14 protein-coding genes and 1 pseudogene are annotated in these 17,122 nt (G+C 63.9%); 7 read left to right on the plus strand and 8 right to left on the minus strand.

The features are described 5' to 3' along the window. Positions 1–86: 86 nt before the first annotated feature. Positions 87–1,133 carry an IS110-like element ISMno22 family transposase gene (locus tag MNOD_RS39315; RefSeq protein ID WP_012631168.1) on the plus strand — a complete coding sequence of 349 codons (1,047 nt, stop codon included), beginning with the start codon at positions 87–89 and terminating at the stop codon, positions 1,131–1,133. 336 nt (positions 1,134–1,469) lie between these two features. Beyond that, positions 1,470–1,829, plus strand: coding sequence for a hypothetical protein (locus tag MNOD_RS47655; RefSeq protein ID WP_043753960.1), 360 nt, complete (start codon positions 1,470–1,472; stop codon positions 1,827–1,829). Here MNOD_RS47655 and MNOD_RS39330 read toward each other — a convergent pair whose 3' ends face one another. The 6 genes from MNOD_RS39330 to MNOD_RS45255 all read right to left on the minus strand — a co-directional run bounded on the left by MNOD_RS39330 (position 1,830) and on the right by MNOD_RS45255 (position 7,448). Beyond that, on the minus strand, positions 1,830–2,369 hold the full coding sequence (locus tag MNOD_RS39330) for a DUF2243 domain-containing protein (RefSeq protein ID WP_012631169.1): 540 nt from the start codon (positions 2,367–2,369) through the stop codon (positions 1,830–1,832). It abuts the gene before it with no gap. Positions 2,370–2,616: 247 nt separating this feature from the next. Beyond that, entirely contained in the window at positions 2,617–3,642 is a 1,026-nt protein-coding gene (locus tag MNOD_RS39335) for a calcium-binding protein (RefSeq protein ID WP_012631170.1), read from the minus strand. Positions 3,643–4,531: 889 nt separating this feature from the next. Next, on the minus strand, positions 4,532–4,654 hold the full coding sequence (locus MNOD_RS50220; protein ID WP_280113521.1) for a hypothetical protein: 123 nt from the start codon (positions 4,652–4,654) through the stop codon (positions 4,532–4,534). Positions 4,655–4,813: 159 nt separating this feature from the next. Continuing rightward, a complete protein-coding gene (locus MNOD_RS45245) occupies positions 4,814–5,830 on the minus strand; it encodes a M23 family metallopeptidase (RefSeq protein WP_012631172.1) in 1,017 nt (338 codons plus the stop codon). 411 nt (positions 5,831–6,241) lie between these two features. Next, positions 6,242–6,991: a PAS domain S-box protein gene (locus MNOD_RS50905; protein WP_157091833.1), complete on the minus strand. Its 750-nt coding sequence runs from the start codon at positions 6,989–6,991 to the stop codon at positions 6,242–6,244. Further along, positions 6,966–7,448 carry a response regulator gene (locus tag MNOD_RS45255; RefSeq protein ID WP_012631174.1) on the minus strand — a complete coding sequence of 161 codons (483 nt, stop codon included), beginning with the start codon at positions 7,446–7,448 and terminating at the stop codon, positions 6,966–6,968. The genes MNOD_RS50905 and MNOD_RS45255 overlap by 26 nt, the downstream gene beginning before the upstream one ends. 1,347 nt (positions 7,449–8,795) lie before the next feature. Here MNOD_RS45255 and MNOD_RS39360 point away from each other — a divergent pair. The 4 genes from MNOD_RS39360 to MNOD_RS39370 all read left to right on the plus strand — a co-directional run bounded on the left by MNOD_RS39360 (position 8,796) and on the right by MNOD_RS39370 (position 12,108). Next, entirely contained in the window at positions 8,796–9,035 is a 240-nt protein-coding gene (locus tag MNOD_RS39360) for a hypothetical protein (RefSeq protein ID WP_012631176.1), read from the plus strand. Between the two features lie 276 nt (positions 9,036–9,311). After that, the gene (locus tag MNOD_RS45265; protein WP_012631177.1) at positions 9,312–9,530 is read left to right on the plus strand and encodes a DUF2934 domain-containing protein; all 219 of its coding nucleotides are present in this window, start codon (positions 9,312–9,314) and stop codon (positions 9,528–9,530) included. A 215-nt stretch (positions 9,531–9,745) separates the two neighbouring features. Continuing rightward, positions 9,746–11,389, plus strand: a complete 1,644-nt coding sequence (locus MNOD_RS39365) for an alpha-amylase family glycosyl hydrolase (protein ID WP_012631178.1) — start codon at positions 9,746–9,748, stop codon at positions 11,387–11,389. 179 nt (positions 11,390–11,568) lie between these two features. Beyond that, the gene (locus MNOD_RS39370) at positions 11,569–12,108 is read left to right on the plus strand and encodes a YciE/YciF ferroxidase family protein (RefSeq protein WP_012631179.1); all 540 of its coding nucleotides are present in this window, start codon (positions 11,569–11,571) and stop codon (positions 12,106–12,108) included. An 840-nt stretch (positions 12,109–12,948) separates the two neighbouring features. Here the strand turns inward: MNOD_RS39370 and MNOD_RS47660 are convergent. Then, positions 12,949–13,086 (minus strand): response regulator, encoded by a 138-nt coding sequence (locus MNOD_RS47660; RefSeq protein WP_157091835.1) that lies wholly within the window; start codon positions 13,084–13,086, stop codon positions 12,949–12,951. Next, complete coding sequence (locus MNOD_RS49765) at positions 13,079–16,198, minus strand: GAF domain-containing protein (RefSeq protein ID WP_012631180.1); 3,120 nt, start codon at positions 16,196–16,198, stop codon at positions 13,079–13,081. The genes MNOD_RS47660 and MNOD_RS49765 overlap by 8 nt, the downstream gene beginning before the upstream one ends. 497 nt (positions 16,199–16,695) lie before the next feature. Between MNOD_RS49765 and MNOD_RS39380 the strand changes: the two are divergent. Beyond that, positions 16,696–16,875: pseudogene (locus MNOD_RS39380) on the plus strand (DUF188 domain-containing protein); the annotation flags it as partial. Between the last annotated feature and the right edge of the window lie 247 nt (positions 16,876–17,122).

Here is a 17,122-nt window from a genome sequence, read left to right on the forward strand (position 1 = left end):
GGGTCTTAGCCGAGGGTGGCTGCTCCGTTCGGGATGTTGGAACGTGGTCCGTGTTGAGCGGCCACAAGCATCGGGAAGGAGCAGCCGTGAAGTATTATGCCGGACTGGACGTTTCGCTGGAAGAGACCGCGATCTGCGTTGTCGACGATACGGGTCGGATCGTGCGGGAGGCGCGGGCGGCGAGTGAGCCTGGCGCGCTGGTGCAGGCGCTGAACCAGATCGGCCTGCCCCTGGAGCGCATCGGCCTGGAAGCGTGCTCGCTGACGGCCTGGCTGCACGACGGCCTGCGCGAGGCGGGCTTGCCGGCGATCTGCATCGAGACGCGCCAGGCCAATGCCGCGATGAAGACGATGCCCAACAAGACCGACCGCAACGACGCACGCGCCCTGGCGCAGATCATGCGGACGGGCTGGTTCCGGCAGGTCCATGTCAAGAGCCGTCAGTGCCGGCCGTGGCGTTCGCTGCTGGTGGCGCGCCGCACGGTGCTCAACGAGATGCGTTCGATCGAGAACGTGGTGCGGGGGATCCTGCGCGAAGCCGGGCTCAAGCTCGGCACGCCTGGCCGTGCAGCCTTCGCCGGCCGCGTACGCGAACTGGCCGAGGGCGTGCCCCTGATGACGCAGCTCGTCGAACCGCTCCTGGAGGTGCTGGCCAGCATGCTGACCGCACTCGCCGGCTTGACGAAGCAGGTCATGGATCTCGTCAAGAAAGAGGCGGTCTGCCAGCGGCTGATGAGCGTGCCGGGCGTCGGCCCCATCACCGCGCTTGCCTTCCGGGCGACGATCGACCGGCCCGACCGGTTCAGGCGCTCGCGCGACGTCGGCGCCCATCTCGGTCTGACGCCGGCGCGCTACCAGTCCGGCGAGACCGACATCCAGGGCAAGATCAGCCGTTGCGGCGACGAACTCGCGCGCACCGCGCTCTACGAGGCGGCGCATACGCTGCTGGTGCGGAGCCAGAAATGGTCGAGCCTGCGCGCCTGGGGGATGAAGATCGCCAGGCGTCGCGGCATGGCCCGCGCCCGCGTCGCGGTCGCCCGCAAGCTCGCCGTCATCCTCCATCGCATGTGGAGCGACGGCACCGCGTTCCGCTGGGGTAAGGAGCCCGCAGAGGGTGCCACGCTCGCAGGATGACGCCGTCACCGCGAAACAGGAGGGCAAAACACCACGCATGAACCCGAAAGGGTGAACCGGATCGTTCCCGTGGGGACGATGGGCCTGGCGATCTCGTTGAGAGTCCAGAACCTGCGGGTGCAAACCCGCAAGGTCGTGAAACAGATTGAGACGCCTCGCCCTCCTGACCCCATCATGCGGCGGCCAAGCGCCGACCGCGAAGAGAAGCGTGTGACCCACGGGGCGACACAAGCCGGAGAAACCACAACGAGCAGCTTGACCTAAACGACCCCAATCAGAGAAGAGAGGACTCTCAGTCCCATTCTCGCGCGCGATTGCATCCAGGATGTTCTGTCGATGCTCGCGCCACGTCTCGAGGGTCTGTTCCAGGGTCCGAAGCAGTTTCTCGGCCTCCGCGGTGTCCTGGCCCTTCTTGGTCATCCACTCGATCAGGGTGATCTGCTCGACCACGCGCTTCTCGCCCGCGGCGATATCCATATCAGCCTTGGCGAGATGATCGCGTTCTGTCCAAACATGGGGCATGGCACCGCTGATCATGCGCCTGATCGCGCGCGCAAACCAGAAATTTCGCGTAAGGCGGCTTTATGGAACGCGAAGCAGCTCCTCCGGACAGGGTTCGCAAGATTTCGCGCAGGCCTTCCCGGCCGCCAGTCGAAGGCCAGCCTACCGGCCTCCGGCGGCGCTTCGCGGCGGTAGCTAGTCTGACGTGATCTTTGCAGTCCAAAGGGGCTTGGAGGCCGCCTTTGCTCTCGTGCTGGCTTGACCCTGCCTGAGCATAGCCCATCCGCCGATCAGCATCGCAGCGCCCCAGAGCAAGAAGCCTCCATCCCAGTAGATCCATGTCTCGCGCGGGACCGTCTGGTTCACCTGGTGAGGACCACGCAGGTGATGATCGACCGTGCCCTCCACGAGGTTGAAGATCCCGAAGCCCATCAGGATCCCACCCGGGAGGAGAAGCCCCGACCAGCGGATGTGGTTCTGCCGGGCGTCGCGCCACAGGATGAACAGGCCGGCCCATGTGACGAGAGACGTGCTGGCGTGAAAGAGGCCGTCCCCGAGCGTGTTAGCCTTCAAGTTCCCAACCCTGTCGGCCGGGTAGCCGGCGCTTGTCAGCATGTGGGGCCCGTGCAGGATCTGGTGCCGCACGCTGCCATCGAAGAAGCCGCCGAGACCCAGCCCGAACAGAATGGCCGCCGCGGTTGGACCGCGCGAATGCCGGCTGCCGCTTCCATCCATGGCCCCCTCCCGACGATGGTGACGACCTGACCTTCCTGACACCATGTGTCGGCGCAGCAGGGGTGTTCCCGGATGCCCAATGGCGAATTTCGAGAACGGCTTCTGAAAGCGGGTACCATGTGTCAGGTCGGGCGGGACGTGCCCTGGCCGGATGAGGAGGGCTGAAACGACGAAGCCCGCCGCGGCGGTGTGCCGGGCGGGCTGATATCAGCGGGCGCGCATCGCGCCCGCCTTCGAGACCGAGGTTTCAGCTGAAGGTGAAGTTGGCCGCCGTCAGGCTCGAGGCCTGGACGTTCTGCAGCCGGATCGTGTCGCCCGCGCCGTAAGAGATCACCGCGTCGGCGCCGACCTGCTGGGTCGCCGCCTGGACGGCGGCGAAGGACGTGAAGACGCCGCCGTTGAAGGCGATCACGTCCCGCTCAGGCCCGCCCGTCACGAAATCGCGGATGAGATCCTGGCCGTCGCCGCGGCCGAACCCGAAGGTGTCGGAGCCGGTGCCGCCCACGAGCTCGTCGTTGCCGGCATTGCCAAACAGCAGGTCGTTGCCCGCCTCGCCGTAGAGCGCGTCGTTGCCGGCGCCGCCCGATAGATCATCGTTGCCGGCCCCCGCGCCGATGAAGTCGTTGCCGTCCTCGCCGCGGAGGAAGTCGTTCCCGAACTCCCCGAACAGGACGTCGTCACCGAGCCCGCCGAGCGCTTGATCGTCGTCCAATCCCGCGAGGATGCGGTCGTTGCCCGCATCGCCATAGAGCACATCCCGTCCGGCACCACCGTCGAGGAAGTCGTTGCCGAGATCGCCCTCGACGAGATCGTCGCCAGTGCCGCCGAGCACGGTGTCGTCGTCGTCGCCCCCCTTGACGAAATCGTTGCCGTTGTCGCCGCTCACATAGTCGAAGCCTGCCTCGCCAACGAAGAAGTCGTTGCCGTCTCCCCCGTACAGGATGTCGTTGCCGGGATTGCCGGCAGCGTAGTCGTCACCCTCGTTGCCGAAGATCAGGTCGTCGCCAGCCTCGCCGATCAGCTGATCGGCACCGCCTCGTCCATAAATCGTATCATTGCCAAGTCCACCAGCGATGTAATCGACATCATCTCCACCGTCTAGAATGTCGTTTCCATCCTGGCCGTCAATGCGGTCGAAACCAGGTCCACCATTGATCTCGTCATTGCCCGCTAGCCCCAGCAGGATGTCGTCACCTGCCAAGCCATTGATGAGGTCCGGCCCGTTCGTTCCGACGAGTTGGTCCGGTCCGGGTGTGCCGTTGATGATCGCCATGAGCACCTCCCAACAAGGACCATGAACAACATGGAACAAATGGGCCATGTTCCATACGCGCATTTTGGTATGGATGGAGACTTACATATGTAACCATGAATTTAGCAGTTTTTATATGCACCGCAGCACAAATTGACTTGATGCGCTGCCCGAACTCAGTCGCATTCAGGTTCGGCGAACTGGCCTGGAACGATGCTTTACGATGGGGCGTTTAGAGATCACCCCCTATGAGTAGCCATGGCAGACATCCGGCAAGGTCCTAACCCTCCGCCGGGCGCTTTGCTGTTCAGCTTCTAGCCTGTGTTCGACAGCGGGTACCGTCGGCCGGGATGTGCCCTGGCTGGATGAGGCTCCAGGCGCAGAAAAGCGCCCCGAGCCGAAGCCCGGGGCGCGTGGTGAGAGTTGCTGAAACGAGGTCAGCGGCGTGGCGGCGCATCGCGGTGCGAACCGCGAACCGGCTGGCGAGAGTGGACGTGCGATGAGCAATGGCGAGCACAGAAGCCGCCGGCGCCGTTTGGTGGCCGTGATTGTTGGGTTCTTGGTTGCCCTATTCCTCACCGCAGCCGTGCTGCTGATATGGGTCAAATGATGCCGCGCGGTCTCAACCCTCGCCGCGCCTGCGACGAGCACGTAAGCACGTGAGCGCCGCCCTGTCCCGCTATGCTCAACCTTCGTGAGAGACGGGCGACCCGCTTCCATTCCCAGATGAGCCCGCTACCGCCGCCGCGGCAGCCTCAACATCCTGCCTTTGTCACTAAGCCGCAGCTTTATGCTCCCAAATGACGGAATCCTCTTCGAGACAGTATCTCACCCACTGCATTGCGCCCTCAGCAGTATCGAACACCTGGGATGGTGTCCGTGAGCAAGGCCAGAATTCTGCTTCGATGAGCTAACGGCCCGCGAACTCCTCACGCACCGAATTGCGAAGCTGAGTGACAACCGCGAGAAGCGTGTCGTCTCGAAACACCAGCATGCCGTCTTCGGATTCGGTTTCGAGGGCGATGCGGGTCACCCAACTCGCCCTTGGATGAGACTGTTTCAGCTTCACCTTGCGAGCAAAGCACCTGCGGCGGTAGGACGCGCAGTCTTAGCCGTTACTGCCCGCAGTAGCACAGGAAGGAGCATTCTTGGTGTGACTGCCGCCCGAACCAACGCTTTGCCAACGGCCTCGCTACGGCACCTGAGTTGGCAGCATCGCCGTGAACGTGTGCTCTATGGCCGCTGAACCTGATCGCATCACCTTGAACGTCGCCGTATAGGTCCCAGGAAGCCATCCCTCAGGTGGACGCTTCTTCCCAGCGTACAGCAGAGATTGAGCCCGTGGCCTCACCAAGGGCGGCTCCTGACGCTCAATGATCACCTTACCGTCCGGCCCTGTAAGGTTGAGTTGCTGAACGTCCCCCGGCGCAAGGCCGATCGCTCGAACCCAGGCCACCAGTGCATCCGCATTCGGTCCTGCGGCCTCAGTCGCTTCTGCCTCAACAGCATCCATACTCACGGGGCCACCCGCAAAGCCCGAGTTCAGCACCGTGCCCGCTCGATAGACCAAACGACCTCGGGCTACCTCGTCCCATAGAGCACTGACGAGCTTCGCCTCCGCGTCGCAGGCGCCTGTAGTGGCACCAGGGGCGAACGGATCGACGACCTTACCGTGCTGGCGGACGGTGAAATGCAGGTGCGGGAACTCCGTAGCGCCAGACAGACCAGCTTGGCCTATAGGCTGACCGGCAGCCACCACGTCCCCAGAGCGTACCCTCAGGCTGTCCCTGGCGAGATGGCAGTACTGCGTCTCGTAGCCCCCAGCGTGAGCGATCACGAGGCCATTGCCGCACTCGACACCGGCGACAGCAGCACGCCCGGTCTCACGTACTGAGACGTCAGGCACGTCATTGCGGGTCCGCAGCACGCGACCTGAGGCTGCCGCCAGAACGGTCCCAACCTCCCGGGCTTCGGCAGCGCGGGTAGGGGGACGGAAGTCGGTTCCATCATGGCCATCGTTGGTCTGTGACCCGCAGGCGTAATCGCGTATGCCGGGTGAGGGGTCATGGTCCACATAGTGCTGCACGAAGCAGGTGTGCCCTGGCTCGCAGGCGAGAGGCAGACGCAGCGAAATGCCCTCGGCGCGGGCTACCGAGACCTCCGCAAGGAGTATCGGAATGGACAGAGCCGTTCGGAGTACCGATCGCATGAGAACCGAAATAGCGCGAGCGGCATCATGGCCAATCGCGAGGGCGCCTCGGCCATCGTGGACCAGTGGCAGCCCTGAGTGTCACCTTCAGCTCCGGGCGATCAGCCAAGAGAGTGGATGGCAGGGTCATTCTCACGCGTCCGGGTGGTGGTGAGATGTCATTCGAGGCGGCTGCCAGGAGCGGCACCATCACCGTGAGAGGCGCCTGAGCTCCACTGCAAGGCCCGCAACATCGCGAATAGCAGAACGCCCGGCGAAGGGGAGATCCCTTGCCGGGCGCCTGAGACAACGGATTGCCAAACTAGGGTAGTTGCTATGGCTTGCGTAAACCGTCAGCATGGGGTCTGACAGTAGGAAAATCCTTACCAGAGGCCAGAGTTCCAGCTTAACAGTGTTTGCTTGCACTAATACTTAGTGCCCGGTGGACTGCCCGCCATCAGCGTGACTTGGCGTGCCGTGCGAGCTCAGCGGCGAGGGCCGCGATGTCGACCGGCTTCTCCTGACGCGACACGGCGGCGTAGGCGGCTGGCACAACTCTCGCGTTGTCTTCCCATTGGGGGCTACCCCACGTGCGGCTGCCGTCGCCCTTGCTGCGGAAGACGAGCTGCGGGATGCTGGTGGCGAGGAGGCGGAAGCGCTCCTCGTTCTCCCGGAGCCGCTGCTCGGCCTCGAAAGCTTCAATGCGATCGCGGATGATCTTGGCGAAACCCGGGACACCATCGCGCAGCGGCAGGAGAAGGCCCTGACCCCAAGAAGCGGGAGCCGTCCTTGCGCAGGTGCCAGCGCTCGTCCTCGGCCTGGGGCCTTGTGCCGCTCGGCCTCAGGGATGCCCTCTGCGCGATCCTCCGGCGTGAAGATCACGTCGGCGCTTTCGCCGATGGCTTCGGAGCGGGCGAGACCGAGAAGGCGCTCGGCACCCGTGTTCCAGCTGGTGGCAATGCCGCTCTCATCGATGGTAAAGATCGCGAAATCGAGGGCACTCTCGACGATGATCTGGAACAGCTCAGCCTCGTCAGCCAGCAGGTCTTGCGGGGAGGAGCCTAGATCGCTGCCCATGCGCGGGTCCGCCCGGAGATGGCGGACGACGACCATGCCGTCCGCCAGGGATTTGATGCTTCTCGATCGTGCCGTGACATTAAGGGGGCAGGTTACCGCCTGCATTTACGTCTGTGAGGGTGCAGCCATGCCTGCTGCTTCGCTTCGCACGCAGCAGCAGGGAACCGCGCTCAGGAGGATCTTCCCTGCGGTTTCGCCAGCAGCATTCTTTCGATTGCTGCACGATCTCCGGCAAAGCTCTGGTGAGGTCCTCTGGTTTGAACGGTTTCTCCCAACGAGGCACATCCTTGTGGGCGCCCGGTATGGCGGACTCATTGTAGCCTGTGGCGAAGACGAACGGCACGCCATCCTCCCTCAGAGCATCCGCGAGGGGGAAGACGAACTGGCCTTTCAGGTTGACGTCCAGTACAGCTGCGTCCATCGGCTCATCGGCGGGTAGCGCTAATACTTGCTCCAGCTCCGGTACCGGCCCCACCACGAAGGCGCCGAGCTTCTGGAGAGCCCGGGCTAGGTCATAAGCGAGGAGATACTCGTCCTCAACTACCAGAACTCGCCGGTACACAAGATCTATCGATCTGGTGTGCTTGCCATGTTCTTCCCTTTACGGCCCTCGGCAACCTCCTCAGGGCTCGCGAGTCCAACTGAGACGCCACGGCCATGATTGCCGTCGAGCGGCTTTGTCACCACAGGGTAGCCGAAGCGCTTTCGCTGTTCCGGGGAGTGGACAAAAATATCGGGGATTCCTCACAATTAATCCATGATAGGCTCGCGACGTCGATGCCAATGGAACCATGACAGATTATCAATGTTCTTATGGCAGATGGCAGCGTCTATTCAATTCACAACCAGCCCTGCTTAATTGCGATGAATGCCAAATGGGAGCCAGAGCCTTTCCGATGTTTCGGCTGGGATTTGCGCAGGCATGTTGGGCGCCCAAGCAGGGGGCTCAGAGCTGGTGTGGAGGAGTATGGGCTTCCATCTCTTTCTCTCGTCTTGCGGCAGAACACCGCGGCGCTCAACGAGCGTGTTAGGCATGCCGCAGACCGCAGCAGCAATTTTTGGGTGCAATCCAATCATGGCAATGCTCACAAGCAACCTGTGAAACAATCGAGCCACTCACCCCGTTGTAGTTCCGTCCGATAGTGGCGTCACGGAGTACTGGTTGTGTCAGAATTTGAAATGCGTTCGAGCATTACCTTCAGGGGACGCGGTAGCGCTTCCTTGATGGGGGATAGAATTATCTTACATGTATGCCCTCTCTGCTCGCAGAGGAACATAGCGGTTGTCGCTCCCCAAGGCCGTTGCGCTTGGTGCGACTATGTTCCCGATCCTCGTGATGTCGAGACTACGGGCAATGAAGCAGACTGATATCCGCTGCAACCTTGAATCAGCGCCGCAGTCCAATTTGGCTAATAGTAAGGCCGGCAATGCGTAAGAAGAAACAAAAAGCTTTCACAGTTGCGGTGGGCTCACAGCATAGTGCCTGCTTTCGTGTCTACGCCGTGAGAGCAAGCGATGCCTCGGGCGCACTCGATGCAGCAAGGGCTGCTATCGGCGCTGACGAGGATCTGGAGCTATGTGGCCACCTCTCCGATAAGCTTGCTGTACGGCTGAGGATCAAGCCTGGTAAGGCGGTCCCAATCTGATTTCGGCAAGGCGTCACCTCAACGTCGTCTAGCCATGCGAGAGAGCATGGCGTGGGACTGGCGAGACCTGCCGTCGCTCCGTGGAGACGGGACGCGCGGAGCGCCTCGCCCATCAAGCGGAGCCACTTCAATCCTGAGCTTAGAACCATCAAGCTTGAGGTACGATCCGGCAACCTCTTCACGGCCGAGACTGTTCTATGTAGATGCCGCCCCGTTCTCTCCATGCTTTGCGGTGGCATGCATGATTGCAGAGAGGAGGCAGCATGCCGCTGCTGGAGGCCTACAATCTTTTTCGTCGCAAGGGGAAACCCGCCCTGTGCTGCGCCGTCCGCCAGGATCGGCCAGTACCGACCTTCGTCCAAAGCGAGGCCTGGGAGGAGGCCTGGGAGTATGCCGGGACGGTCTCTGCCAGTGACTCGACCCCGGCTGGCTTCAAGGCAAAGGCTGCGAGAGAGGCGACAGCGGTGTCAGGCTATTATCTCTTCTATGCGCTGAACGGGTAACGCGGCCGAAGGACCGACGGCTTTTAGCGTGAGCCAATTACCATCACGATCCAGCTTGCCGCCAGTGCTATGATTGCAAGGCCGATCCAGACGAGCGTTGTCCGGGTTATCGGACCCAAAGCACCGCAATCCCGAGGACGAGTTGGAGGGCGACGATCAGCGAACTCCAGATGGACGGCCTAGTCTACCCGCCATGAGGCCATCCGTCGGAGACCTAAAGAGTGACAAGGCCGCTGCTCATGTGCCTCCGGCCTGGACGTAGTGGAGGAAATTCAGATGGCCCCTGCTAGCGAGATCAGCATTGAAGAAATCAGGACGCGCGCTTACGACATCTGGGAGCGCAATCATTGCCCGAGTGGGTTTGAGGTTGAATTCTGGCTGCTTGCTGAGCGTGAACTCCGGGCAGAACGAGAGGCTAAACGTCGCGATGCCAGTGACGCTGGCCCTGCGGATGAACGCGCAGCCTCGAACCAGGCTCCAAATTCGTCGTGCTGAAACCGCTTGGCTGCAGACGTAGTCTGGTTTACCCCCTTCAAGGTGTCGGCACGCGGAAAGCTACTGAGCCCGCGCCAATTAATCTATGCTATGCTGATAACCTACATTAAGCCCCGACTCGAAATTTTGGCATATCGGCTCGAACTAAGCGCCTCGCCAGCAGTTGGTCCCGGGTGCAGCCATGGTCCGGCTGCGGGCCTGCGCAGATAGAGCTGATGAGAGAGACTGCTGACAAACTCGATCGGTCACGCTTGAATGATGCTCATTCACCGGCAGATAGACCATGGTGGCAGCAGGAGGTCATTTATCAGATCTTCACGCCATCGTTCCAGGACTCGAATGGCGACGGCATCGGAGATCTCGCCGGAATCCTCTCGCGCGTCGACTACCTCGCCCGGCTCGGCATCGGGGCGGTCTGGCTGACGCCCATCTATCCCTCGCCCCTGCTCGATGCTGGCTACGACATCGCCGACTTCACCGGCGTCGGCTCCTGCTTCGGCGATCTCGCCACCTTCGACCGGTTGCTCACGGCCCTGCACGACCGCGGCATCCGCCTGATCCTCGACCTCGTGCCCAACCACACTTCGGATCAGCACCCCTGGTTCATCGAGAGCCGGTCCTCCCGCTACAACCCGAAGCGCGACTGGTACATCTGGGCGGATCCGGTTCCCGGGCCTCTGCCGCCCAACAACTGGCTCAGCCGGTTCGGCGCCAGCGCCTGGGCCTACGATCCCACGACCGGCCAGTCCTACTATCACGCCTTCCTGCCCGAGCAGCCGGACCTGAACTGGCGCAACCCTCAGGTCCGAGCGGCGATTCACGACGCGATGCGCTTCTGGTTGCGACGCGGCGTCGACGGCTTCCGCGTCGATGCCGCCGCAGTCCTGGCTGAGGACGCGCTCCTTCGGGATGAGCCGCCGAACCCGGACTTCGACGGCGACACGCCGCGCCCCGAGCGCTTCCGGCGCACCCGGACGGACAGCCAGGCGGTCACCCGCGGTTACTTGACCGAACTGCGTCGCGTGGTGGACGAGTTCCCGGATCGCGTGCTGTTGGGCGAGGTCGATACCACTCCAGACAAGCTGCCGAGCTTCTACGGCGAGGACGAGCCGCGCCTCCACCTGCCGCTGAACTACCGTCTGCTGGAGGTGCCCTGGAAGCCGGACGCCGTCGGCCGTGCAGTCCAGGCCTTCCTCGACACGATGCCGGAGAGCGCCTGGCCCGACTGGGTGCTGGGGAGCCACGACAAGCCCCGGATCGCCAGCCGCCTCGGCCCCGAGCAGGCGCGGGTCGCCGCGATGCTGCTCATGACGCTGCCGGGCACGCCGATCCTGTACGCAGGTGACGAGATCGGGATGGAGAACGTCCCGGTGCCGCCTGCGCTGGGGCAAGATCCGTTCGAGCGGTGCGTGCCGGGCTACGGCCTGAGCCGCGACCCGTTCCGGGTGCCCTTGCGTTGGGCGCCCGAGTCGGGTGCGGGCTTCACCACCGGCGAGCCGTGGCTGCCAACGGGACCGCTGCCGCTCGGATCGACCGTGGCCGAGCAGGAGGAGGATCCGTGCTCGCTGCTGGCGCTGTACCGGCGGCTCACCGGCCTGCGGCGCGACAGGCCGGAGCTGCAGGCCGGCCGCTACCGGCGGATCCTGAGCGAAGGCGGCGTGCTCGCCTACGCGCGCTGGCTCGACGGGTCGGGGCTCGTCATAGCGTTGAACCTCAGCGCCTCGGACGTGGCGCCGACCTTGGACTGCCGCGGTCGGGTCGTCCTCGGAACAGTCCTCGACCGCGACGGCGAGCGGATCGACGGCTGCATCCGGCTATCTCCGCATGAGGGCGTGATCATCGCGGCCGAGGACGGCTGATGCGCCCACCGGGGCACCTTCATCCGGCGGCAGGGGACCGAGCAGGGTCCTCGCCTCGCAACGTGCCCACACCGACAATCATGGGGACCTTCGACCCGCCCTGCGCGTTCTGATGAGACCACGCCGCGCGGCTGGTAAAGCAGCGCCTCGTGTTTGCCAATTTCGCCAGAGAGATGCCCATGGCAGCTAAGCCGAAGACATTGCAGGATGCGTTCTATGAGACGCTGAGGGACGTGTACTATGCTGAGCGGCAGTCCGTCCGGGCGCTGAAGAATTCGGCCAAAGCAGCCGAAAACGAAGAGTTGCGACAGGCATTCGAGACGCATGCCGAGGAGAGTGCGAACCAAGTCGAGCGCCTGCAGGAGGTGTTCGACCTCATCGGCAAGCCGGCCCGCGGCAAGACCTGCGAGGCGATGCAGGGGCTGACGGCTGAGATGGAAGAGGATCTGGAGGATTTCGGCGACAGCCCCGCCGCCGATGCGGTGCTGGTCGGCTGCGCCCAAGCCGTCGAGCACTACGAGATTGCCCGCTACGGCACGCTCAAGACCTGGGCGATCCAGCTCGGCTACAAGGACGCCGCCAAGTTGCTGGATGAGACGTTGCAGGAGGAGAAGAAGACCGACCAGTTGCTCACGCAGATCGCCGAACGCATCAACGTTGAAGCAACGGGAACTACACAGGGTGGTGGCGCTCAGGGCAAAAGCGGCAAGGAGGCGTGAGTTGGAAAGTCGGCTCGGGCGCTGAACCAGACGCCTCAGCCCCTTGCCTGATGACCGCCTGGTTTGCGCGCGCTCTAACTTCATCCCAAAGCCGAATGTCCGGGGGGCGCTCGCAACCGGACATTCGGCTCTCACACTCGAAGGTCGGCAACGGGTCATCCCCCCGTTCAGCGATTGCCTCACACATGCCTCGGACTTGGCGTGGAGAGCCTCTGGCGGCAGCGCGATTGCTCTGACCCGACCGAAGGCAAACTCGTCCTGGTCCTGTCGGACCGTAGAAGGCACGGGAAGTGCGCTGCCTGCCTCGGGCCTGTCAAAACTTTGAATGTCTCACAGGTGAATAACGCCCGATTGCGGATGCGACAACGAATTTAGCACCACGGTCTCAGCTAGGTGCAAGTGGATGGTGCCGATAAGGCAGGAAGATCTCGGCAAATAGGTCGGGGTCAGATGGACAATCGGCCACGTCAACAGCCGCGGCTTTGAGGCCCTGCGCCTCTCCGTCCTCGGAGCGCGCCAAGTCTTCGGGCCGCACGCAGCCTATGCCGTCTCCTTGAACTCGATGCCGGTCGAGGTCGCCCGAGCGCACCTCGGAGCAGTGGCCGACATGGTCGAGTGGCACGTCTCTGATGACCAGCTCCCGTCATTTCTACACGAGCGCCTCGATCCCACGCTCGCAGAGGGTGTGGCCTGCTACGGCTGGTTCGCTGTGTTGCGCGAGTTGGGGCCCCGCAACACCGGAATCCGTGGTCTGCCGCCCGGCTACGATCTCCGGGCCGCCCTCGAGAGGGTTCAACTTTGGCCAGACTGCGTCCTGCCCTCAGGCTGGCTGTTGCGAGATCAGGTAACTCGGATCGAACCCGCCGGCTTGCCGCTCGCCTCGAAGGTCTGCCGCAGGTCGTCGGCGATGTAGTACTCGTCCTCGACTACCATGATGCGCCGGTTCCGCAGGCTCGAAGCAGATTGAAGGTCAGGCATCCACAATCTCCACTTGGCGTGTTGAGATCGGCAGCGTGATCGTGCAGCGCACGCCGTCAGGCGTGAGCTCGTAGGCCGTCTCGGCCCCGAGCTGGTACGGCAGTGCCCGCTCGATCAGCTCACGCCCGTAGCCCTGCCGCGGCGGCTGCCCCTCGGGCGACAGGGCTACGGGCACGCCGCTATCCTGCCACTCCACCCGCAAGCGCGGCTCGCCGTGATCTCCGTGGATCACACACCACTGTACGAGAAGTCGACCTTCAGGCTGGGAGAGCGCCCCGTGCTTCACGGCGTTGGTCACCAGCTCGTGCAGACCCAACGCAAGGGTCTGCACGGTTGATGAGCGCAGGCGCACGCCTTTCGGTCCCGCCAGGGTCACCTGCGGCCCGTGCTCTTCGCGATCCATCACTCCCTGCCCGGCCAGCTCGGCCTGGAGGAGTTCGTCGAAGCTGATCCGGTCGCCCTCATTGAGCCGCGACAGCAATCCATTGACCCGCGCCAGCGCCGCCAGGCAGCCGTGGAAGGCGTCCCGGTGCTCGTCAAGCGAAGAGCTCTTGGCGAGCGTCCGGTCGAAGGTCGAGCGCACCACCCCGATCAGGTTGCGGGTGCGGTGCTGGAGCTCGGCCACCAGCACCTTCATCCGTTCGGCCGTCTCCTTCTGCTTCGTCACGTCCTTGGCGATGCCGGCAATCCGCTGCACTTGGCCCGCGACGTCCAAAAGCGGAAAGTCCGTGTCGCGGATCCAACGCACCTGCCCGTCAGAGGGCCGCACGATCCGGAACTCGTGCTCGACGAACTCGCCCCTGCGGAGGCGGTCGAGGGTGTTCAGCGCCTGCTTGCGGTCGTCCGGATGGGTCAACTCGGCCCATTGCTCGATGGTGTTGTCACCCATGACCCTGTCACGGCACTCGCCGTAGATCGTGTCGAAGGCCGGGTTGAGATACTCGAACCGAAGCGTATCGGCGTCTCGGATCCAGAGCAGATCCGACGAGGTCTCGCCGAACTGGCGGAAGCGTTCCTCGCTCTCGCGCAAAGCCGCTTCCGTTTGCGCCCGCTCGATCAGGTCGGCGGCCTGTCGGGTCAGCACATCGAAGCGGCTGAAGTCATCGATGCTTGGTTCATGGGGCTCCCGCCAGTGAGTCGAGACCATGCCGAGCGCGCGCCCGGTGCGAGACATCAGGGGGGTCGACTGAACCGCGCGCAGGTTGGAGCGGCGGTAGGCCTCGAGGTCCTTGGTTCCCGCCATGAACCCGCAGCTCTCGATGTCGCTGACTAGGGTGCGCCGGCCCGTCTTCAGCGCCTCGCCGCAGGTGCTCGCGGAGTTGGAATCGACGCGATCCCAGAACGCCGCCGCGTCCGGGTGAAAGCCTCGCCAAGCCAGGAGCTTCAGGGTTCCCGTGTCCGGATCGAGGATCTGCATGCTCGCGGCCTGTGAGCCCATGACCGCCATCATGGCATCCAGGATCTGCTCGTAGAGGGCCGCCGGGCGCTGTTCCGGGAGCAGCTCCGAGCTGATCCGCTGGAGCTGCCGGGCGCCGTCGAGTTCATGAGCGAGCCGGGCCTCGCTCTCGCGCAGGGCCGTCTCGGCGCGCATCCATGCGATGGTGTCACTCGCCAGACGGCCGTAGACGTCGATGAGCCTGAGATCGAGATCGGACAAGCGGTGTGGCTGGCGGAAGTGGGTGGAGAGCATGCCAAGCGTCTCGCCAGTGGGCGTGAACAGGGGTGTCGACTGCACCGCTCGATAGCCGGCTGCACGCGCCGCCTCCAGGCTCGGAGCAAAGGCCGGCTCCTGCTCCACATCCTCGATCACCACCCGCTCCCGGCGAGCCAGGGCGACGCCGCAGGCGGAGTCCTCAGCGGCATCAACCTCGGCAAAGTGATCGAGGAACGGCTGCCCGAAGCCGCGCTGGGCGGCGATGCGCAGCGTCCTGGTCTCTTCATCATAAAGCTGGATGTCGCCGAAGTCGGCGCCGTGCAGGTCCATGGCCGCGTCCAGGATCGCGTCGAGCGCCGCCTGCAGCCCGGCCCCGTTGACCACCTGCCGGCTCAGCTCATGCAGCCGCGTCATTGCCTTGAGCTCGGTGGCGAGGGCCTGTTCGGCCTGCTTGCGGGCGGTGATGTCGAGCACGAACTCGAAGATCAAGCCATCCGGCAGCAGCTTGCCCGCGAACAGGGCGTGCCAGCGCGAGCCGTCCTTGCGGAAATACTCCTTCTCGTAGGGCGGGCTCTGCCCGGTCGCCTTCAGCTCAGCCAAAGCTCGCTCGGAGGCTGCCATCCATTCCGGCGGGGTGAGCGTCTGCCACGTGAGGCGGCCCCCCTCCAGGTCCGCACGGCTGTAGCCGCCCATCGCCAGGAAGGCACCGTTGGCATCGATGATCAGGCCTTCGGGGGCGAGATAGATTGCGCCGACCGTCTCGATCTCCAGCGCCGCCCGCAGGCGCGCCTCGCTGGTCTGCGCTGCATTGTAGGCCTGGGAGTAGGCGATGGTCCGTTCCGCCACCCGCCACTCCAGCTCCTCGCGCCCAGCTTTGGCCTCTTTCAGGGCAGAGGTCATCTGGTAGGCCGCGGAGGCAAAGCGAGCGAGGCTTTGCAGCAGCCGCGCGTCCTCCGCGTCGAACCGTCCTTCGGGCGTGTGCTTGAGCGCCCAGAGCGTGCCGATGGGCTTCCCGTTGAGCTGCCAAGGGGCGAGCAGGCTCTCGTAGACGGGCGGCACGACACGGCGCTGGTCGGGGAAGAACCGTTCCGCCTCGTTGAACAGGAGCACGCTGTTGCGGGCGATGACGGTCTCGCAGGGGCTCGCCTCCCGCGGCATGGTCCCGTGCAGGTTAGCCGCAAACCTGCCTGCTGCGGCGTGCCAGCGGAAGATGCCGGTCGTGCCGCCCGGTTCGAGGATACTGATGCCGGCCGAGTCGGCGTGGCACAGCTCGATGACCAGCTCGGCGCATCTCTGGAGCACGCGGTCCGGGTTGGTGGCCATCTCCTGCGCCAACAGGCCGAGCGCCCGGCTCTCCGCCTCATAGTCGGGCGTGCGGGAGGGGCGGCTGGCCAGCTCCGCCGTGATGAGGACGTCATCAACCCCGATGGGGAGATCGCCACGGGTGGCACTGAGCATTTCGCCTCCCGGAATGCTCGACGAAAAACACCCGTATAACGCGCAGATCGCCGAAGAGATCGAGTGCTGACACCGGGCACCCGAAAGACCGCTTCAGGTCAAAGTGGTTCCTTTAGCGCGTCCGTGTAAAGATCCACATTCCGGATGTTCCACGGACACGCGCCTATCAATTGTCTCGTTCGACAGACACGTGCGGCTTGTCGCGAGTGATCGGGTTCCGGTTCCCGCAACTCCCGCAATCCTGCAGTGTGGTCGTTGCTGTCCATGGTCATGCCGGCCCACTTCTGGATCATGCGATCCTGGTTCAGCAGCAGTGCCGCCCGCCTGGACGTTCTTCCAGCGCCCCCGGCTCGCGGCGTGGCGCACAAATGGCTCAGATGCGCCAAGGGCGCCGGTTAATCGCATACTCTCTGGGGTTCGGCAGTGGGCCGAAAGCAGCCTCTAGGATGGCCAAGCGGACTGGGAGATGACCCTATTGCCGGCTTGGAAGGGCAGCCATGAGCCAGCCTGATCAGATTGCGATCTTCGTCGACGCAGACGCCTGTTCGGTGAAGGACAAGGTCTACCGGGTCGCCGCACGCTACGGGCTGCACGTCTTCATGGTCGCCAACAGCTTCATGAACCTGCCCCGCGAGCCCTGGATCGAGCGTGTCGTGGTGCAACAGCGATCGAGCGCAACGCATCGACGGCACGGCCGCCGGCCACCACGATCGGGAAGATGGTGGTGGTCGATCCCATGAGGGGCTCCTGTCCGAGACGAGGTGGACCCCGCGATCTTCAGACAGGCCTCGCCGGGCCAATCACGCCAACTGCTTGCAAAACGCCCTACCGCGGAAGCGGTTTAGTTCACTGGCACGTTGCCGAACACCCTCGGCTTGGATGCAGTTCTATGCCAGCAGGACCTGAACGACCCGTCGGATCCCC

The sequence above is a fragment of the Methylobacterium nodulans ORS 2060 genome (assembly GCF_000022085.1).
Classification (GTDB): Bacteria; Pseudomonadota; Alphaproteobacteria; order Rhizobiales; family Beijerinckiaceae; genus Methylobacterium; species Methylobacterium nodulans.